This window comes from Streptomyces sp. NPDC005402 (genome assembly GCF_040606575.1).
Lineage (GTDB): Bacteria > Actinomycetota > Actinomycetes > Streptomycetales > Streptomycetaceae > Streptomyces.
In genome coordinates, this window is sequence record NZ_JBEXFB010000017.1 from 80,083 (window position 1) to 100,389 (window position 20,307).

Annotated in this window: 12 protein-coding genes; 2 read left to right on the forward strand and 10 right to left on the reverse strand. The window is 70.3% G+C overall.

All coding sequences use genetic code 11. The features are described 5' to 3' along the window. Together dxr and ABZT02_RS29575 are read right to left on the reverse strand one after the other, a co-directional pair. Nucleotides 1–1,257, reverse strand: a complete 1,257-nt coding sequence (gene dxr / locus ABZT02_RS29570; RefSeq protein WP_356022702.1) for a 1-deoxy-D-xylulose-5-phosphate reductoisomerase — start codon at nt 1,255–1,257, stop codon at nt 1–3. A gap of 75 nt (nt 1,258–1,332) precedes the next feature. Continuing rightward, the gene (locus ABZT02_RS29575; protein ID WP_356022703.1) at nt 1,333–3,264 is read right to left on the reverse strand and encodes an acyl-CoA dehydrogenase family protein; all 1,932 of its coding nucleotides are present in this window, start codon (nt 3,262–3,264) and stop codon (nt 1,333–1,335) included. Between the two features lie 1,808 nt (nt 3,265–5,072). Between ABZT02_RS29575 and ABZT02_RS29580 the strand changes: the two genes are divergently transcribed. Both ABZT02_RS29580 and ABZT02_RS29585 read left to right on the forward strand, forming a co-directional pair. Then, nucleotides 5,073–6,086: a LacI family DNA-binding transcriptional regulator gene (locus ABZT02_RS29580; RefSeq protein ID WP_356022704.1), complete on the forward strand. Its 1,014-nt coding sequence runs from the start codon at nt 5,073–5,075 to the stop codon at nt 6,084–6,086. 131 nt (nt 6,087–6,217) lie between these two features. Continuing rightward, entirely contained in the window at nt 6,218–8,266 is a 2,049-nt protein-coding gene (locus tag ABZT02_RS29585) for a TIM-barrel domain-containing protein (protein ID WP_356022706.1), read from the forward strand. Nucleotides 8,267–8,376: 110 nt separating this feature from the next. Here the strand turns inward: ABZT02_RS29585 and ABZT02_RS29590 are convergent, their stop codons facing one another. The 8 genes from ABZT02_RS29590 to ABZT02_RS29625 form a co-directional block, all read right to left on the reverse strand. Continuing rightward, nucleotides 8,377–9,012: a chorismate mutase gene (locus tag ABZT02_RS29590; protein ID WP_356022707.1), complete on the reverse strand. Its 636-nt coding sequence runs from the start codon at nt 9,010–9,012 to the stop codon at nt 8,377–8,379. Between the two features lie 35 nt (nt 9,013–9,047). Further along, nucleotides 9,048–9,758 carry a hypothetical protein gene (locus ABZT02_RS29595; RefSeq protein ID WP_356022709.1) on the reverse strand — a complete coding sequence of 237 codons (711 nt, stop codon included), beginning with the start codon at nt 9,756–9,758 and terminating at the stop codon, nt 9,048–9,050. A 39-nt stretch (nt 9,759–9,797) separates the two neighbouring features. Continuing rightward, the gene (locus ABZT02_RS29600; RefSeq protein ID WP_356022711.1) at nt 9,798–12,014 is read right to left on the reverse strand and encodes a glycoside hydrolase N-terminal domain-containing protein; all 2,217 of its coding nucleotides are present in this window, start codon (nt 12,012–12,014) and stop codon (nt 9,798–9,800) included. After that, complete coding sequence (locus ABZT02_RS29605; protein WP_356022713.1) at nt 12,011–13,993, reverse strand: beta-galactosidase; 1,983 nt, start codon at nt 13,991–13,993, stop codon at nt 12,011–12,013. Before ABZT02_RS29605 ends, ABZT02_RS29600 begins: the two co-directional genes overlap by 4 nt. After that, the gene (locus tag ABZT02_RS29610) at nt 13,993–16,194 is read right to left on the reverse strand and encodes a 1,4-beta-glucanase (RefSeq protein WP_356022716.1); all 2,202 of its coding nucleotides are present in this window, start codon (nt 16,192–16,194) and stop codon (nt 13,993–13,995) included. Before ABZT02_RS29610 ends, ABZT02_RS29605 begins: the two co-directional genes overlap by 1 nt. A gap of 146 nt (nt 16,195–16,340) precedes the next feature. Beyond that, nucleotides 16,341–17,267 carry a carbohydrate ABC transporter permease gene (locus ABZT02_RS29615; RefSeq protein ID WP_356022718.1) on the reverse strand — a complete coding sequence of 309 codons (927 nt, stop codon included), beginning with the start codon at nt 17,265–17,267 and terminating at the stop codon, nt 16,341–16,343. After that, nucleotides 17,264–18,325 carry an ABC transporter permease subunit gene (locus ABZT02_RS29620; RefSeq protein ID WP_356022720.1) on the reverse strand — a complete coding sequence of 354 codons (1,062 nt, stop codon included), beginning with the start codon at nt 18,323–18,325 and terminating at the stop codon, nt 17,264–17,266. The genes ABZT02_RS29615 and ABZT02_RS29620 overlap by 4 nt, the downstream gene beginning before the upstream one ends. Further along, nucleotides 18,325–20,004 carry an extracellular solute-binding protein gene (locus ABZT02_RS29625; RefSeq protein WP_356022723.1) on the reverse strand — a complete coding sequence of 560 codons (1,680 nt, stop codon included), beginning with the start codon at nt 20,002–20,004 and terminating at the stop codon, nt 18,325–18,327. The genes ABZT02_RS29620 and ABZT02_RS29625 overlap by 1 nt, the downstream gene beginning before the upstream one ends. Between the last annotated feature and the right edge of the window lie 303 nt (nt 20,005–20,307).

The following is a 20,307-nucleotide window of genomic DNA, read 5'->3' on the forward strand; positions in this document are numbered from 1 at the left end:
TCATGCACGGGCCTCCGCCGTCTGTGCCGTCAGTTCCCGGGCCCGGGTCCGCGCCCAGGTCTCCGCTTCGAGGACGTCCGCGACGGTGAGCGAGGTTCCCCCGCGAGGGGTGCCGTGCTCGTCCACCACCCGGGTCACGGTCTCCATGATCCCGTTGAACGGCAGCGCGCCGGCCCGGAAGGCCTCCACGCACTCCTCGTTGGCGGCATTGAACACCGCCGGGGCCGTGCCCGCGAGCTGTCCCACGTGTCTCGCAAGGTTGACCGAAGGAAACGCGTCGGTGTCGAGCGGGAAGAACTCCCACGTCGACGCGTTGCTCCAGTCGAAGGCCGGTGCCGCGTCGGGGACGCGTTCGGGCCAGCCCAGGCCGATGGCGATCGGCCCGCGCATGTCGGGGGGCGTCGCCTGGGCGATCGTGGATCCGTCCGTGAACTCAACCATCGAGTGGACATACGACTGGGGATGCACGACCACCTCAATGCGGTCGAAGGGAATGTCGTAGAGGAGGTGCGCCTCGATGACTTCGAGACCCTTGTTGACGAGGGTCGCGGAGTTGATGGTGATGACCGGGCCCATGGCCCAGGTGGGGTGGGCCAGGGCGTCCTCGACGGTCACCTGGGCGAGGTCGGCCTTCGTGCGGCCGCGGAAGGGGCCGCCGGACGCCGTCACGACCAGCTTGCGTACGTCGGCCCTCGTGCCGGAGGCCAGGGCCTGGAAGAGGGCCGCGTGCTCGGAGTCGACGGGGATGATCTGCCCGGGCTTGGCGAGGGCCTTCACCAGCGGGCCGCCCACGATGAGCGACTCCTTGTTGGCGAGCGCGAGGGTGCGGCCCGCCTCCAGGGCGGCGAGGGTCGGGGCGAGTCCGATGGAGCCGGTGATGCCGTTGAGGACGGTGTGGGCGTCGGAGGCGGCGAGCTGCGTGGCCGCGTTAGGTCCCGCGAGGATCTCGGGGAGCGGCTCGCTGGTGCCGTAAAGGGCGCTGAGCGCCTCGCGGAGCTGCGGTACGACATCCTCGCGGGCGACCGCGACGGTCCGCGCCCTCAGCCGGTACGCCTGCTCGGCGAGGAGCGCCACGCGCCCGCCGTTGGCGGAGAGCCCGGTCACCCGGAACCGGTCGGGGTTGCGCAGCACGAGGTCGATGGCCTGGGTGCCGATCGAGCCGGTGGAGCCGAGGATCACCACGTCCTTGGGGCCGTCGCCCGCGACCGGGTCGTAGACGAGGTGCGGGTCGGCGAGAGGGGATGGACTGTCGCTCATCCCTCCATTGTGGCCGTAAGGAAGGTGTAGGAGGACAGCGCGTCCCCCTCTTGGGGGGCGCGCTGTCGTGCGTGGTCAGCGGATGGGGCGGTGGACGTTCTCCTTCTCGGAGGGGCCGGGGGTGGCGTCCGCGATCCAGACGCCTTCGCCGGAGGGGTCGACGACGCCGTCCTCCAGCCAGGCGTAGGTGCCGGAGAGCACGCCCTTGACGACCTTGCGGTCCTGTTCGTCGGTGTTGTTCCAGAGGCGGCCGAAGAGTTCCTCGACGCGCAGGCGGGACTGGTGGCAGAAGGCGTCGGCGAGTTGGTAGGCCTCGCGGCCGTGGGACTCGGTGGTGTACAGGAGTTCGGCGCGTACGCAGGCCGCGCTCATCGCGAAGAGTTCGGCGCCGATGTCGACGATCCGGCCGAGGAAGCCCTGTTTGGTCTCCATGCGGCCCTGCCAGCGGGACATGGCGTAGAAGGTGGAGCGGGCGAGTTTGCGGGCCGTGCGTTCGACGTAGCGCAGGTGCGTGGAGAGGTCGACCTCGCGCTTGAAGTCACTGTAGGAGTTCGGCAGTTGGCCCGGTCCCGCGACCAGTTTCGGGAGCCACTTGGCGTAGAAGACGCCTGCGTTCGCGCCTGCCTTCGCCTTGTCGCCGAGGGACTTCTCCGGGTCGATGAGGTCGCCGGCGACGGACAGGTGGGCGTCGACGGCCTCGCGGGCGATCAGCAGGTGCATGATCTCCGTGGAGCCCTCGAAGATGCGGTTGATGCGCAGGTCACGCAGGACCTGTTCGGCGGGGACCGCCTTCTCGCCGCGGGCCCTGAGGGAGTCGGCGGTCTCGAAGCCGCGGCCACCGCGGATCTGGACGAGTTCGTCGGCGATGAGCCAGCCCATCTCGGAGGCGTAGAGCTTGGCGAGGGCGCCCTCGATGCGGATGTCGTTGCGGTTTTCGTCGGCCATCTGGGAGGACAGGTCCAGTACGGCCTCCAGGGCGAACGTCGTCGCCGCGATGAAGGAGATCTTGGAGCCGACGGCCTCGTGGTGGGCGATCGGCTTGCCCCACTGTTCGCGGGCCGTGGACCACTCGCGGGCGATCTTCAGGCACCACTTGCCGGCGGCCACGCAGGAGGCGGGCAGCGAGAGGCGGCCGGTGTTGAGGGTGGTGAGGGCGATCTTCAGGCCGGCGCCCTCGGGGCCGATGCGGTTCTCCGCCGGGACCCGGACCTGGTGGAAGCGGGTGACGCCGTTCTCGATGCCGCGCAGGCCCATGAAGGCGTTGCGGTTCTCGACGGTGATGCCGGGTGAGTCGGTCTCGACGACGAAGGCGGTGATGCCGCCCTTGTGACCGTCGGACTTCGGGACGCGGGCCATGACGACGAGGAGGTCGGCCACCACGCCGTTGGTGGTCCACAGTTTCACTCCGTCGAGGATGTAGTCGTCCCCGTCGGGCACGGCGGTGGTGGCGAGGCGGGCCGGGTCGGAGCCGACGTCCGGTTCGGTCAGGAGGAAGGCGCTGATGTCGGTGCGGGCGCACCGGGGCAGGAACTTCTCCTTCTGCTCCTGGGTGCCGAACAGCTTCAGCGGCTGGGGTACGCCGATCGACTGATGGGCCGAGAGCAGCACGCCGATCGCGGGGCTCGCGGAACCCGCGAGAGCCAGCGCCTTGTTGTAGTACACCTGGGTGAGGCCGAGGCCGCCGTACTTGGTGTCGATCTTCATGCCGAAGGCGCCGAGTTCCTTGAGCCCGCTCACGACGTCGTCGGGGATGCGGGCCTCTCGTTCGACGAGGGCGCCGTCGACCTTGGTCTCGCAGAAGTCGCGGAGTTTGGTGAGGAACTCCTCGCCGCGCTGTGCGTCCTCCTGCGGGGGCATGGGGTGGGGGTGGATGAGGTCGAGCCGGAACCGCCCGAGGAACAGTTCCTTGGCGAAGCTGGGCTTTCGCCAGTCCTGTTCCCGGGCGGCCTCCGCCACCTCGCGGGCCTCGCGCTCGGTGACGACGGGCTTGGTGGACGGTGCGGACATCAGGCTCACCTCGTCGTGAATGGGGATCTTGGGGGTCGTATGGTTACCGACGGGTGCTACCCGATCGTATGTACCTGATCCGGGGCGAGGTCACCACCCTTCGCGCGGCCGTTCGGCCGATGTCGACGGAATACGACTTGCTGTCCAGTCGCACCCAGCGGCTGACGCTCGCCGACGACGGATGTCCGGCCGTCGCTCGAGGGAGCCCGGTCGGCGGTGTCCTCGGGGTACAGCAGCGGGGCGTGGGCGACGTCTGTGGTGGGGAGGGCCCGGAACCGACCGAGAGGGTCCGGCCGGCCCTCAGGGACTTGCGGCCCGCTGGCCCGCGCGGGCAGGCCGGCGGCCGGGCTGGTCGACGGGGGCAGACCCCGGGGACGGACTCGTCGGCCTTCATCGGCGGGCCGGTGGCCGGGTTCGCCGACGCGGGGGTAGGCCGGGGGCCTGGTTCGCCGACCCGGGTGGGCAGGCCTGCGATCCGACTCGCCGACCGGGGGCAGGCCCGGGGGCCCGGCTCGCCGACAGTGATCGTCAGGCCGGGGGCCTGGTTCGCCGACCCGGGCGGGGACAGGTTTTGTGGCCGGGCTGGTCGACCGGGGCAGGCCCGGGAAGCCGGGCTCGTCGCCCCTGACCGGCAGACCGCGAGCGGCCCCACGGACTCTGAACGGCGGGCCGGTGGCCGAGTTCGCCGACCCGGGCGGACAGGCCTGTGACCCGACTCGCCGACCGGGGGGGCAGGCCGGGGGCGGTCTCGCGATCCTGACCGGCGGGCCGGTGGCCGAGTCCGCCGACCCGGGCGGACAGGCCTGTGACCCGGTTCGCCGCCCCGGGGGACAGACCGGGGGCGGTCTCGCGATCCTGACCGGCCGGCCGGTGGCCGAATCCGCCGACCCGGGCGGACAGGCCAGTGACCCGACTCGGCAGGCCGGGGGCGGTCTCGCGATCCTGACCGGCGGGCCGGTGGCCGAGTCCGCCGACCCCGGCGGACAGGTCCGTGACCCGGTTCGCCGACCGGGGGGGACCGGGGAGCCGGGCTTGTCGACCCTGACTGGTAGGCCGGGGCCGGGCTCGCCGACGGAGCGCGGGCCGGGGGGCGAGTCCGCCGCACCTAACCGGCAAGCCGGTGGCCGAGTTTGCCGACCCAGGGGGACAGGGCTGTTACCCGGCTCGCCGACACGGGTGGGGGCAGACCGGTGGCCGGGCTCGCCGACCGGGGCAGCCGGTGGCCGGGCTCGTCGGCCTTCCAGTCCCGCCGTCGACCGCTCCAAAGGGTTCGTCCGGAGGCGTCGCCCCCGCTGGCAGGACTGCCAGGTCGTGGCCGCGGAACAGGCGGGCCTTGGTGTCTCGTCGGCGGCGAGCCGATCGGCGGCGGCCGGGGGCGTCGCGGACGGCTCCGGTATGAGAGGCGGGGTGCCGTCGGTCTGCCCCGGCCCCAGGTGGGCGCGGAGTGCGGCGGCCACGGCGTTCCGTACGGTCGCGCGGGCGTCCCGACCCGGGTGTACGGTGCCCATCCCGTCGGCGCCCGTCGGCGTGGCGTTCGGATACGGGGCGCCCCGGCCCGGGTCCATGGCCCGCCGCGGCCTGTCGTGGTAGGCAGGAAGCCGCACCCCGTGGAGGCCGGAACGGCCAGGCCGGAGCGGGTCCGCCGTTGTCGGCCCCGCTCTCCCGCGCCGCCCGCCGAAGAGTCCTTGTCGAAGCGCTTCGACAACCTATGGACACCCACTCCCGGGGGAGCTACTGTCGAACCACCCCCACCCGCACCTGTTCGCACTGCGCACTGTCGAAGCGCTTCACAAAGCTTGGAGAGCTGGATGGTCACCCTCGCCGAGGTCGCCCAGCACGCCGGAGTCTCGGCGAGCACGGTGAGCTATGTCCTCAGTGGCAAGCGGTCCATCTCGACGAGCACCCGGCAGCGGGTCGAGGAGAGCATCCGCGAGCTCGGCTACCACCCGAACGCCGGCGCCCGCGCACTCGCCAGCAGCAGGTCGAACATCATCGCGCTGATGATCCCGCTCCGCACCGACATGTACGTGCCGGTGATGATGGAGATCGCCATCGCGGTGGCCACCACCGCACGGACGCACGGGTACGACGTCCTGCTGCTGACCGGCGAGGAGGGCCCCGACGCCGTACGCCGCGTCACCGGCAGCGGGCTCGCCGACGCGATGATCCTGATGGACGTCGAACTCGACGACGAGCGGCTGCCGTTGCTGCGCGGCACCGACCAGCCGTGCGTGCTCATCGGCCTCCCCGCCGACACCTCCGGGCTCACCTGCGTCGACCTCGACTTCCGGGCCACCGGCGCACTGTGCGTCGAGCACCTCGCGAAGCTCGGTCACCGCGACATCGCTGTCATCGGCGAGGCCCCCGCGGTCTACGAACGGCACACCGGTTTCGCCGAGCGCACTCTGGACGGACTCCGGTCGCGCGCCCAGGAGTTGGGCGTACGGCTGCTGCACCGGCCGTGCGACGGCGGGTACGACGCGATGGCCGTGACCCTCGCCCGCATCCTCGACGAGCGTCCGTCCACCACGGGTTTCGTCGTGCAGAACGAGCAGGCCGTCGAGCCGCTGCTCGCGCTGCTGCGCCAGCAGGGCCGGGCCATCCCCGAGGACGTCTCGGTGGTCGCGATCTGCCCCGAACAGGTCGCCGTCCAGGCCTCGGTGCGGCTCACCTCGGTCGCCATCCCCGCGCAGGAGATGGGCCGGCACGCCCTGGAGCGGCTGGTCGCCAAGCTGGAGGGCCGCGGTGAGGACGAACTCGTCCTGATCGAGCCCGAGTTGACGGTCCGGGCGAGCACGGGCCCGGCACCTTCGGCGTCCTGACACCTCACCCACCGGCCACCTCGCACACCGGCCATCACGCTCACCGGCCACCTCGTACACCAGACACCACACACCACGCGTCCGTGCCTGTGCGGCACGCCCCTGTCTGCATTCCTTCAGGAGCACTCCTCGTGAATCAGCCTGCCGAAATCCAGCCCAAGGTCAGTCTGGCGCAGTCGTCCCCCACTGTCGGCACGTTCCGGGAACGGGACGGCGCGCTGGAGTGGAGCGGGCGCCAGGAGACCGTACGCGTCGAGCCCTGGGGCCCGGACGCGGTGCGGGTGCGTGCCCGGCTCGGCGGGCCGATCCTGGAGGGGCTGCCGGGCGCCCTGCTCGACGAGGCGCCGGCCACCGAGAGCACGGTCAAGATCGGTGACGGGGAAGCCCGGTTGACGGTGGGAGCGCTGACCGTCCACGTCGACGCCGAGGGACAGCTCCGCTTCCTGCGCACCGAGGACTGTGCCGAGCTCCTCGCGGAGGCCCGCGCCCACTTCTGGTGGCCCGGCTCGCGTCTGTACACGGCGGTCGGCAACGGCCACCACCGTCTGGAGCAGCGCTTCGCCGCCTACGACGACGAGAAGCTGTACGGCCTCGGCCAGCATCAGCACGGCAAGCTGGACCAGAAGGGCCTGGTCCTCGACCTGATCCAGCGCAACGCCGAGGTCGGCATCCCGGTCCTCGCCTCCAGCCGCGGCTACACGCTGTTGTGGAACAACCCGGCGATCGGCCGCGTGGAGCTCGCCCACAACGGCACGCGCTGGGTGGCCGACTCGGCCCGCCAGATCGACTACTGGATCACCGCGGGCACCCCGGCCGACGGCCAGCGCCGCTACAGCGCGGTGACCGGCCGTACGCCGATGCTGCCGGAGTGGGCGGCGGGCTTCTGGCAGTGCAAGCTGCGCTACCGCACCCAGGACGAACTCCTCTCCGTGGCAAGGGAGTACAAGCGCCGCGGGCTGCCCATCTCCGCGATCGTCTGCGACTTCTTCCACTGGACGCACCTCGGCGAGTGGAAGTTCGACCCGGCCGAGTGGCCCGACCCGGCGGCGATGGTCCGTGAACTGGAGGAACTGGGCATCAAGTTGGTGGTGAGTGTGTGGCCGTCGGTGTCGCCGCTCAGCGAGAACCACTCCCTGATGGAGCAGCGCGGTTACTTCATCGGTACCCAGTACGGTCCGATGGCGCACGCCGACTGGCCGGACAAGGGGGTCGCCTCCACCGTCCAGGTCGCCTTCTACGACGCGACGAACCCCGAGGCCCGCGACTTCATGTGGGCGAAGGTCCGCGACAACTACCTTGCCCCGTACGGCATCACGGCCTTCTGGCTGGACGCCTGCGAGCCGGAGCTCAAGCCGGGCTTCCAGGAGAACCTGCGCTACTGGGCGGGTCCCGGCCTGGAGGTCGGCAACATGTACCCGGCCGAGAACTCCCGCACCTTCCACGAGGGCCTTACGACCGCCGGTGAGGAGGTCATCACCCTCAACCGCTCGGCCTGGGCGGGCAGTCAGCGCTACGGCGCCGCGCTGTGGTCCGGTGACATCGGCACCGACTTCCCGACCCTGCGCGAGCAGATCGCGGCCGGTCTCAACACCGCGATGTCCGGCATCCCCTGGTGGAACACCGACATCGGCGGCTTCCACGGCGGCGACCCGGACGACCCGGCGTACCGCGAGGTCATGGTCCGCTGGTTCCAGTTCGGCGCCCTGTCGCCGCTGATGCGTCTGCACGGCTTCCGCGACCCGGGCATGGAGCTGGGCCCCGACATGACGGGCGGCCCCAACGAGGTGTGGTCGTACGGCGAGGAGGCCGGCGCGATCCTGGAGAAGTACCTGCGGCTGCGCGAGCGGCTGAAGCCGTACGTGCTGAAGGTCATGCGCGAGGCCCACGAGGAGGGTCTGACGCCGATGCGGCCGCTGTTCCTGGAGTTCCCGGACGACCAGGCGACGTGGAGGGTCGACGACGCGTATCTGTTCGGGGCGGATCTTCTGGTGGCGCCGGTGCTTACGGCCGGAGCCACGGCTCGGACTGCGTATTTGCCGGCGGGGGCGGTGTGGACTGACGCGTGGACCGGGGTGACGTACGAGGGTGGGACCACAGTGACCGTTGATGCGCCGTTGGACCGGATTCCCCTGTTTCTGCGGGACGGGGCTCGGTTGCCGATTGAGGAAGTGTCGCGGTAGGTGGTCCAGCGGGTGCGGCGCCGTCGTGGCTGTTCGCGCAGTTCCCCGCGCCCCTGGGGCGATGCGGTCGCCCTGTGAGAAGGGTGGCCGCATCTCCGCGTGACAAAGGGTCAGTTGCCGCAGATCGAGGGCAGGGCGCGGGTCAGCGCGCGGGTGTGCAAAGCGTCCAAATGGTTCTCGTGGTGGACCTGGAGGCCGGCCAGTGCCAGCTCGGGGCGGCAGGTGAACGCGCCTCGGTCGTCGGCGGTGGTGGCGAGGGACTGGACCAGCGCGCTGGTGATCCGGTTGATCTCCTGCCGTACGGCACTCAGGTCGGGCTTGGTCGTCGGGGCCTCGTCGGGGTGGGTGGTCCAGCGTTGGAACAGGCCGCGCTGGACGATCTTGTTGGCCTCGATCTGGTCGCGGAAGATCACCCGGATCTCGGCCGGGTCGGCGCCGAGCTGCTGGGCCTGGGCGGCCACGTTGTCGAGGACCTGCTGTTCGCGGGCGGGGTCGTCGATGGGGCTGTCGGTGCCCCACTTGGCGGCGGCGACCAGGTCGCCCGTGGCCAGGCGTGCGGCGGCGAGTTCGACGACGGGGCGCAGGGCGGAGGGGGCCTGGGCGGAGAGGGGCCGGGCGGCGGAGTGGGGGGCCGCGGCCGTGCCGGGGACCGGAACCGCGACCGCGGTACCCGTCGCGATGAGAACGACGGTCGCGGTCGCGGTCACGGTGGTCAGGGCACGTCGGAGGGGGGTGGTGGTACGCATGTCCCCATCAAACCCGACGCTGCCCCGTGATCAGGTCAACTGCTGCTGACCGTCAGGTTGTTGGTGGTGAAGTTCAGACCGCCGGACGAGCTGGTGATCTCGAAGCCGAACTGCACGTCACCGATGGTCTCGTTGCCGAACCAGCCCTTGGTGTCCTTGATCCACTTCAGGATCGGGAGGATGTTGACCGAGCCGGAGGTGGAGTTGGAGGTGCGGACGAAGGAGAAGACCTGGTTCGCGCCGTTGGTGCCCTTGTAGACGGTCCAGGTGTGGCCGCCGAGCGTCACGTTGCCCTGCGAGGTGCCGAGCGGGCCGACGGCTCCGGTCTTGTTGACCCAGAGCATGATCTCGTAGTCGTAGTCGGTGTCCCAGATGTCGTACGAGGTGTTGTACGCGCCGGACGACGGGACCGTGACGTTGTAGTTGCTGGAGAGCGAACCGAGCGAGGTGATCGACTTGTTGATCACCTTCTTGGAGTTCGGGTAGGACTTGATGCCGCCGGTGTTGGGGTGGTTGGCGTTGACGCCCCAGTTGGTGCCGGAGTTGGCCCAGATGCACTGGCTGCCGGCGCCGGAGCCCCAGATGTTGTTGTAGAGCGTGTAGCCGTTCAGGCTGGTGTTGGCCCACTGGTCGCAGGAGCTCCAGACGGCGGCGGAGGCGGGGGCGGAGGCGAGTCCGACGGTGGCGCCGAGGGCCATCGCCGGGGCCAGTACGGCCATGGTGACCTTGCGCAGGGTGCTTGCCATGGTGTCCCTTTCCATGGGTGGGGGGAAATGCGGGGGTGGTTACCACGCCTCCAGACGGAGGACGTGGTCTTCTCCGGCGACGAGTTCGAGGGGCTCGGCGCCGGAGGAAGTCCGGAGTTCGACGCGGGTGGTGCGGGTGGGGCGCAGCACCGCGGTCGCTTCGGTGGGGCTCCAGGTGAGGTCGAGTACGGCCCCGAACCTGGTGCGGATGCCCCGTAGTGCACCTCGGGGGCAGATGGTGGGAACCGCCGGGAGCAGCACCAGCCGGTCCGGTGTCGACTGCACGAGCATCTCGACGAGGACGGCGGGCAGGGTGTGGGCGGCGTCCGCGTTGTAGACGTTCCGGTCCGGGTAGTGCGCGCTCATCAGCGAGGCGTGGAAGAAGTCGCCCCCCAGAACCTGGCCGAGGGCGTGCGCGACCCGTTCTCCGTCGCGCAGTCGGGCGGCGACGAGGGCGTGGTGGAGGTGTCCGTGGGCCGAGTCGTTCTCGGAGCCGCGCAGTTCGAGGGCTCGGTGGGCGGCCTTGGCGAGGTCGGGGGTGTCGTAGGGGGTGATCTCGTCGAGCGGCCAGACGCCGTAGAGGTGGCTGAGGTGGCGGTGGTCGTAGGTGTCGTCGAGGCCGGGCCGGGCCCATTCGGCGAGGGCGCCGTCGGCGTTGACGCGGTGCGGAGGGAGGCGGTCGGCGAGGGCTCGCCAGGCTGCCGCCTTCTCCGGGTGGTAGGCGGCGGCCGTCAGCAGGGCGTGCCGGGCGGCCGAGAGATCCATGGCCGCGTTGATCGCGCCCCAACTGGCGTTCGCGGGGCGGTTCTCGGGCGAGTAGGAGGGGACGACGACGAGATGGCCGTCGGCGTCCGTGCGGGTGAGGAAGTCCTCGTAGAACAGGGCGACTTCGGCGAGGGCGCGGGCGGTGCGCGGGTCCTGTTCGCCGCGCGTCTCGTCGTGGTCGACGAGGGGTTTGAGCAGCCAGTCGGCGCCCGCGGTCCACAGGTGCAGCGGGTACTCGCGGCTGAAGTGGTATGTCAGCCCGGACTCGCCGTCGGAGTGCGGCGGGGCCACGACACCCCGGGTGCCGAAGATCTCGCGGGCGTTGTCCTGCCAGTCCGGTATCTGCCGGTGGATCAGGGAGGCGAGGGCTTCGGTGACTTCGGGGAGGGCGACGCACGCGGCGGACGCGGTCTGGAGGTTGACGTTGGCGTCGTTGGTGAACGCTCCCGACCACGCCGTCTCCCAGTCGCCGGTCCACAGGCCGGTGAGGCGGGGCGGGAAGAGGCCGCTGGAGGAGAGCAGGTGGTAGCGGCCGGCGGCGAAGAGGCGTTCCAGGAGGGCCGGGCTGTCGGGTCGCGCCAGCAACTCCGAGCCCGCCAGGGCGCGTTCGGTGGGATCGGCGGCGAGGTCGAGGGCGACACGTGCGTAGGCGGGGCGGTGGAGGCGGGTGTGTCGGTCGAGAAGTCGGGCGTACGCGTCGGACGCGGACTCGGCCTCCACCTCGCACTCGGGGACCAGGTCGCGCAGGGCCTCGACGTGGGGTGTCGTGTCCAGTTCGCCGGTGTGACGGACGACGCGGGTCAGCAGCAGGACGGACTCGGCGCCGGTGACATGGGCGCCGGGCGCGATGAGCGCGGTACGGGCGCCGCCCGTGGGGACGACCAGGGTGATGCCGGTGTAGCGGCGGTCGCTGTCGGGGTAGCGGACGCGGAGGGTCAGCAGGGCCCCGTCGGCGGCGCGGACGATGCTCTGGCCGACCCTCAGGGTGTGGGGGGCGCCCGGGAGCCGGTGGTCCAGCGAGACGACCAGGTCCGCCGCCTCGACGTGCTGGACGATGACGTCGTCCGCGCGGGAGACGAAGACCTGGCCGCGTCGCCCCTGGCACTGCGTGTGCAGGACGCCGGTGGTGAAGTCGACGGACCGGCGGTAGTCGGCGACGGCCGTGCGCGGACGGCGCAGCCGGATCTGGAAGGCGGGGTGGAAGGGCTGCACCCACTGCAGCGGGCGACCGTCCGTGAAGCGCTCGGCGGCGTCGAGCTCACCGGCGAGCAACCGGTCCTGGAGCGCGGGCAGTTCGGCGGCGAGGCGGGGCGGGCGGGCGTGTTCGGCGCCGTTGGGGCGGACCAGGGTGTGGTGGGTGACGACGACCCGCTCGTCGTCCGGGTCGCCGAACAGGAGGGCGCCGTGGTGGCCGTTGCCGCTGAGGAAGCCGTCCTCCCAGCGTGCGGCCGGTTCGGGTTCCCAGGTGCCGTGGACGGGGCCGTCGGTCATGGCCTGAGCACCGCCGCCCCGTAACGCCCGAGGACCACCTCGTCCGTGACGGTCCTTCCCGTCAGCAGGTCGTGGTGGGTGCCCGGCACGGTGACGGTCACCGACTCGCGTCCGTGGTGGAGGAGGAACAGCAGGTCCCCGCGACGGACGGCTTCGACCTGGTCGGGCAGTGCGTCCAGGGCCGGCCGGACCCCGGCGTCGGCGGCGATCCGGGCGAGCAGTCCGCGCAGCGCGTCGGGTTCGGGGAGCGTGGAGAGGTACCAGGCGCGCTCCTTGCGCAGCACGGCGGGCAGGCCGTCGAGCTCACCGCCCTTGTAGGCGGTTTCCGTTGTGCCGTCCTCGGCCTGCTCGATCTCCTCCGACCACAGCGTGCCGCGGAAGCCCTCGCATTCGGCGCGCTCGCCCGCGTCCAGCGGCCACCACTCGTGCAGGGTGCGGATGCCGAACAGCTCGCGCAGCCGGGCGTCCATGCCGCCGGGGCGTACCCGGTCGTCCTGGTCGGCGACGCCGGTGAGGAAGCCGGAGACGAGGGTGCCGCCCTGGCGGACGTAGGTGAGGAGGTTGTCGATCGCCGTGTCGGTGAGGGCGTAGAGCTGGGGGACGACGACCACCTTGTACGCGGTGAGGTCGTGTTCGGGGTGGGCGAAGTCGGTGGTGAGGTGGGCCTCCCACAGCGCGCGGTGCCAGGCCCGGAGCACGTCCGGGTAGTCGACCTCACGCGAGAGCCGGCCGTCCTGGGCGCCGGCCCACCAGGCGTGCCAGTCGTGCAGGACGGCGATGTCGTTGGCGGTGTGGCTGCCCGTCACCTGAGCGGATATCGCGGCCAGTTCGGCGCCGAGCTGCTTGACCTCCTGGTAGGTACGGCCCTCCTCCCCCGCGTGGCTGACCATCCCGGAGTGGAACTTCTCGGCGCCCTGACGGGACTGGCGCCACTGGAAGTAGCAGACGGCGTCGGCGCCTCGGGCGACGGCCTGGAGGGACCAGAGGCGGTTCAGGCCACGGGGTTTGGGGTGGTTCACGCCCCGCCAGTTGACCGGACCCGCGGCCTGTTCCATCAGCATCCAGGGGCCGCGTGCCTGGGAACGGGTCATGTCCTGGACCAGGGCGCCTTGTTGGGCTCCCAGGGGATCACGCGGGTCGGGATAGAGGTCGACGGAGACGACGTCCTCCTCCTCGGCCCAGCGCCAGGCGTCCTGGCCGACCCACAGCGGCATGAAGTTGCTGGTCACCGGGGTGTGCGGGGTGACCCGGCGGACGATGTCGCGCTCGGCGGTGTAGCACTCCAGGAGCATGTCGGAGGTGAACCGTTTGAAGTCCAGCACCTGAGTGGGGTTCTTCATGTAGTGGGCGTTGCGTGGGGTGTGAATCTCGGCCCAGTCGCCGTAGCCCTGGCTCCAGAAGGCGGTGCCCCAGGCGGAGTTGAGGGCGTCGAGGGTGCCGTATCTCTGCTGGAGCCAGCCCCTGAACCGGGCGGCGGCCTCGTCGCTCCAGTCGTAGGTGCAGTACTCGTTGTTGATGTGCCACAGAGTGAGGGCCGGGTGGCCGCCGTAGCGGGCGGCGAGGTCCTCGGTGATGGCGGCGGCGTACCGGCGGTAGGTGGCGCTGGAGTGGGAGAAGTGCTGGCGCCCGCCCCAGTACTCGGTGCGGCCGTCCTCGGTGACGGGCAGGGTGTCGGGGTGCAGGTGGCCCATCCACGGCGGCGGCGAGGAGGTGGGGGTGGCGAGGACGACCCCGATGCCGTTCTCGTGCATGAGGTCCATCAGCCGGTCCAGCCAGCCGAAGTCCCGCTCCCCCTGCCGGGGTTCGAGCTTCGCCCAGGAGAAGACACCGAGGGTGACAGAGTTGACGCCGGCGGCCTTCATCAGCCGGACGTCCTCGCGCCAGGTCTCCTCGGGCCACTGCTCGGGGTTGTAGTCGCCGCCGAAGAGGATGCGGCCGCGGGTGGCGTCGCCCAGCGACGGTGTCTTTCCGGCGGCCATCAGACGGGCTCCCCGTACTGGATGCCCCGGCCGTTGGTGGCGATGTACACGCGGCCGTACACCCGCGGGTCGGCGGCGATGGTCGCGCCGATCCAGCCCCACTGGTGCTGGTCGTCGTTGACGCGCACCCAGGTCTTCGCGCCGTCGTCCGAGCGGTACACGGCGGTGATCGCCTCCGTGGAGCCGACCATGTAGATCGCCGGGTGGGCGGCGCCGCGGGCTGCCTTGCCGAAGGCGAGGGTGTGCGAGGCCCAGCAGCTGGTGAGCTTGGTGAAGGTCGCTCCGCCGTCGGTGGACCGGTACAGGCCGTTCGTCTTGGTGCTCAGCCACAGGTCACCGGAGCGCCCCGGGGCCGCGGTCAGCTGGAACTGGCTGTCCCCGGAGGGCAGTCCGCTCGCGCGCCCGGTGAAGGTGAGGCCGCCGTCCGTACTGGCGAACAGGGTGCCGGTGTCGGTGTCGTACGCGTAGAAGCGTGCCGGGTCGGCCGGGTCGGCGAGCGGGGTGGCGCCCTTGGGGTAGGTGGCGACCTCGGACCAGGTCGCCCCGTTGTCGGTGGAGCGCTGGGCGGGGTACTTGGTGCCGTCCCAGTGCACGAAGGTCCACAGCAGCACGCTGCCGTCGGTGTTGGTGGCGATCGGGCCGGGTGCGTCCTTGGCGAGGGCGGGCTGGGCCGCGAAGGGTGCCCAGGACTTGCCGCCGTCGTTCGAGAAGGCGCCGTTGCCGTGGTCGCCGAAGCCCGTGCGGACGACGTACGCGGGCTTGGCCGCAGCCTGCGCGAGGCCCGTCGCCGACCCGAACACCGGATTCGAGGCCATACCGCGCGAAGGCGAGGCGGTCAGCCGCTCGTGGTACATGACCCCGACGTCCCCGAGCCCGCTCAGCAGGTGCGCCTCACCGGACGGGGGCGAGATCAGCTGACGTACGGAGGTCTCCTCCAGGCCGCGGATCTGCGGGGCCCAGTGCTTCAGGTCCCGGGTGCCGTAGAGGGTCGCGCCGGTGCCGTAGACGAGGTGCTTCGAGTCGTACGGGTCGAGAGCGACGGCCTGGATCCACCAGCCGAACTTGGGCTCGTCGGCGCCGAAGGTGAGGAACGGGGTCTCGGAGACGTCGAGGACCGCCGAGTCCTTCAGGGACGTCCAGGTACGGCCGCCGTTCGTCGTGCGGTACAGGGTGTCGACGGCCGCCCAGCGGTTGTTGGTGGAGACGACGACCGTGCCGGGGCGGCGGGCGTCCACGGCGACGCCACCGTAGGCGAAGGTGTCCGAGGAGCCGTCGGCGGTGGTGCCGCCGGGCTTCACCGGGGTGACGTCGGTCCACTTGCCGCTCGTCGTGGCCAGCTTGTGCACACTGCCGTCGGACTGCCCGTTGGGCCCGGGGGCGTTGGCGTAGGTGATGTACAGCTCGCGGGTGTGGCAGTCGTAGGCGGCTCGGATCGGCACCTTGGCGGAAGTACCGGAGGGCTGCGAGGGGACGGCTTCCCAGGTGGTGCCGTCGGAGGTGCGGTACAGGTTGGGGGCGGTGCCGTCGGAGTCGCCCCAGCCGGCGTACAGGGTGCGACCGGCGGCGACGAGGAGGGTGACGCCCTGACCGCCGGTGCTGGGAGCTCCCGGGAAGGTGCTCGCCGCAGCCCAAGTGGCGCCCCGGTCAGTGGACTTGAGCAGCCCGTCGTGCCGGGTCCCGAGCCAGAGGGTGTCGCTGTCCCGCGGGTCGACGAGCAGCCGTTCCCCCGTTCCGCGGCCGTCCTCGTTCCCGCCGAGCTTCACGGCGAGGTCGGTCCGGGCCCAGGTGGCACCGCGGTTCTCGGACCGCAGCACGGCCCCGTTGCCGGCCCAGGGCTGGGCGTAGGTGCCGAGCGCGAGGTAGACCCGGTCGGGGTGGGCGGGGTCGACGGCCATGGCCTCGACACCGAGGAGGTTCCAGTCGTCCCAGCCGAGGTCGTCGTTGAGCGGGGTCCAGCGCGCGCTCCGGTCGTCCCATCGGTAGGCGCCGCCGATGTCGGTACGGGCGTAGGCGAGCCCGCGCACGGAGGGATGGAAGAGAACTCCGGTGACGAACCCGGTGCCGCCGATGGCGACTTGGCGCCAGCGGTAGGAGGAGGTGGCGGCCGCGGCGACTGCCGGCAAGGACGGAACCATGGTGATCGCGGCAGCGGCCGCCGTTCCGGCAAGAACAGCACGACGGCTAGGTCCGGACGTAAGCATGACAAACCTCGCTCTGGACTAAGGGGGAGTGAGCCCACCGAGGGGCGCGGGGCTGAATCGATGTGCGGCTCCGCCGCGTGGGCGCGACAGGCCACAACGAACCAGCAGCCGCCGACCGATCGAAGCCCCCGTGGATCAGGCGCAGGTCAGCCCTTCACCGCACCCGTGAGCATGCCCTTCTTGAAGTGCCGCTGGACGAACGGAGAAGCCACCGCGACCGGAATCAACGCCAGCACCATCACGGCCATCTGCAACCCCAACGCCGACAACTGGCCCGTACGAACCGCCTGCTGCAACCCCGTAGGGTTCGCCGTGTTCTTCTGCACCAGCTGAATGAGCACGTTCTGCAGCGGCATCATCGACTGATCACTGAGATAGATCGACGCGTTGAACCAGGCACTCCAGTACCCCACCGCGTAGAAGAGCGAGATCACGGCCAGCACAGCCCGGGACAGCGGCATGATGATGGTCAGCAGGATCCGCATGTCACCGGCGCCGTCGATCCGCGCGGACTCGGTGAGTTCGGGCGAGATCCCCATGAAGAAGGCCCGCAGCACCAGGATGTTGAAGACGCTGACCGCGCTCGGCAGGATCAGGGACAGATAGGTGTCCGTGAGCCCCAGCGACTGCACCAGCAGATACGTGGGGATGAGGCCGGCTCCGAAGAACATCGTCGCCATCATGGTCACCAGGAAGAACCGATGGCCCAGACTCCCGGGCCGCGACAGCCCGTACGCCGCCAGCACCGACACCGCCATCGAGAACAACGTGCCGACGAGCGTGACCCCGATCGACACCATGATCGCCCGGCTGACCTGGCCACCGCTGAGCAGTTCGGTGTAGTTGACGAAGGTGATGCCCTGGGGGATCACGACGAGGCCACCGACCCGGTCGATCACCGGCTTCGGGGAGAGGCTGGTGACGATGACGATCCACAGCGGACCGAGCACGCCGAGACAGCACAGGAGAAGGAAACCGCTCTTCGCGGTGAGTCCGGCCTTGCTGGGCGGCTCCTCCCAGACGGGCCTGGCGGGGGCCTTGAGGCTGCGGACGAGCTGCGTGTTGAGGCTCACTTCTGGTACACCCCCTGCTCGCCCAGCAGGTGCGCGAACTTGTTCGCGGCCAGGACGAGACAAAGTCCGATGGCTCCCTTGACGAGGCCGACCGCGGCCGCATAGCTGAAGTCGCCGTTCTGGATACCCATGTTCCACACGTACGTGTCGAGGACCTCACTGGCCCCGACCCCGACCGCGTACCGCTGGAGCAGGAACTGCTCGAAGCCGACGCTGAGCGCGTCACCGACCCTGAGCACCAGCAGCAGCGCGATCACCGGGCGCAGCGCGGGCAGCGTCACGTGCCACATGCGGCGCCAGCGTCCGGCGCCGTCCATGGCGGCGGCCTCGTACAGGTCGGTGCTGACGGCGGCCAGCGCGGCGAGGAAGACGATGATCCCCCAGCCGGCGTCCTTCCAGACGGCCTGCGCGGTGACCAGGTATTTGAACAGGCCCGAATTGGTCATCAGGTCGAAGCCGCTCCAGCCGTGGTCCTCCAGTGTCTGGGCGATGATGCCCGCGCCGCCGAAGATCTGCTGGAAGACGGTGACGACGAGGACCCACGAGAAGAAGTGCGGCAGGTACATGATCGCCTGCGCCACGGCCCGCACCCGGGGCCGGATCACGCTGTTGATGAGCAGCGCGAGGGCGATCGGGATCGGGAAGAACAGCACCAGTTGGAGCACGAACAGCACGATGGTGTTCTTGGCGGCGCTCCAGAACAGCGGGTCGTCGATCATCCGCGAGAACTGCTCCACCCCGACCCAGGGGCTGTGGAAGATCGCGGTGACGCCGTTGCTGGAGACGTACGGGTCGTACTCCTGGAAGGCGACGACGTTGCCGAGCAGCGGAACGTAGTTGAAGAGCAGGAGCAGGACCATGACGGGCAGCGTCATCAGGACGAGCGTGCGGTCGCGGCGCAGCCTGGTCCTGAAGGGAACCTTGCCGGCCTTGCTCGCCTTGCGCGGCGCCCGTTCCTTCGCCGAAGCGGTTACCGCGGCTCCGACAGCGACCGTCGGTTCCTCGACGGCCGCGGGAGGACGAGTCCCGTCGGGCCTGCTCCCGGCCGTGAGAGACATCAGTTGCCGCTGCCGTTCTTGTCGAGGAGCTGCTTGTACCAGTCGCGCAGCTTGTCGCCGCCGGAGGACTTCCAGGTGGAGATGGCCGCCTGGACGTCCGACAGCTTGCGGTTGCCGCGCACGTAGTCGATCTCCAGCTGCTCGAACTGGCTGCCGAGGTTGGCCCAGCGGGTCGGCTCGACGATGTTCATGCCGAAGGTGGACGTCTTCTTCATGAAGGCGCCCATCCGCTGCTGCCACTCGACCTGCTTGCGGGCGACCTCGGGGAAGTCGGGGTGCGCGAAGTAGGCGGCCGGTGCGGCCAGCATCACCCAGGCGTTGATGACCTCGGAGTTGCCGAGGTCGTTCTTGACCGGGACGCCGTCCTTGACGGTGTAGTGGGTGCCCTCGACGCCGTAGTCGACGAGCATCCGCTCCTTGGTGCCGTAGGGCGCGGCCGAGAAGTCGGCGGCGGCCAGCGCGTTCTCGACCGTCGTCTTGGAGGCGCCCTTGCGGATCAGCGACCAGATGGTGGCGGGCTGGGAGGCCCACAGCGTGGGGTTGCCGCCGTCCGCGCCGTAGAGGTCGATCACGTCGATCTCGAAGTCCGGGTTGGACTGGGCCTGTTCGGCGGTCTTCCCGTACCAGTCGGCGATGTTGGTGTTCCAGACCAAAACCTGTCCGGCGGTGAACCGCTGGCCCTGGTCGCCCGTGCGCGCCTTGTCGTCGGGGTGGACCACGCCCGCGTCGAACAGCTTGCGGACCCACTCCAGTGCTTCGAGGTACTCGGGCTGCTCGATGCGGTACGTCATCTTGCCGTCGGACCCCATGTCCCAGCCAAGCGTCCCGGAGGAGCGGACGCCGAAGTTGCTCCACGCTGACCAGGTCATGTCGTTGCAGGCCCACACCTTGGCCTTGGCGCTGGTGGCCTCCTTGGCCCAACTCAGGAACTCGTCGGGCGACTTGGGTACCGTGTAGCCCTTCTTGTCGAAGAGGTCCTTGCGGTACAGGGGCGCGATCCAGTTCGCGGTGGCGGCCGGCATCGGGATGCCGCGCAGCGCACCGCCGAAGATGCCCATGCGCCAGGCGTCGGAGGGGATCGCGGCCAGGTTCGGGTACTTCTTGACCTTGTCGCCCGCGAGGTAGGGGCTGAGGTCCATGAACTTCGCGGTGACGGCGTTGGAGATCTTGCCGACCAGTTCCCAGCTCGGGACGACCACCATGTCCGGTATGGAGCTGGAGGCGAGGACCGCGCCGAGCTTCTCGCCGTAGGTGTTGCCGTCCTGGTTCTGCCAGGTGATCTTGGTGCCCGCGGCGGCGTCGAGCGCCTTGTAGTAGGCGCAGCCGGCCTTCGGTGGGGAGCCCCAGAAGGGAGACATGATCTTGAGGGGGGCGCCGGTGCCGAGCTTCTCCGGGACCGAGGTCCCGAGGGCCGCGAGGTCGACCTTGCCGGTGTAGCCGGCGGCCGAGCCGTTCTTCGACGGGAGGTCGGGGTTCGCGACCGTGCTGGCGACGAAAGCCGGGAGCATCTTGTCCGCGGCCTTGCCCGACGTGGTCCCTTCGCGCTCCCCGCTGTCCGAGCCGCCACAGGCGGCAAGCAGCGGCATCCCGCCCGCCACCGCTGCGGTGGCGACCGCGGTGGAGGCGAGGAAGCTTCTCCGGCTCGGCCCGGAGGAGGCGGAAGCGGCGTTCGGCGTCATTGCGTCAACCCTTCATGGCGCACCAGGACACCCGGCGGTGGAGCCGTCGGCTGCGGTGTCTTGAGTGGAACTGGCTGAGCTGAAGCGATGCCTCGACCGTTGTGGCGGAATCCGTAGTCGAAGCGCTTCGATGTTGCTGTGAGGTTAAGTGAACACCCAGGGGTGCACAAGGGTCGTTCCCAAGATTCCTCGGAGGTAAGAGAGGTGACCTTTTCTTATGCACCGCCTGAAGTGACGGTGTTGATCTCTTGACACCCACCCCGGTGTCGAATGAGCATCGAAGCGCTTCGAAAGCATCGAACC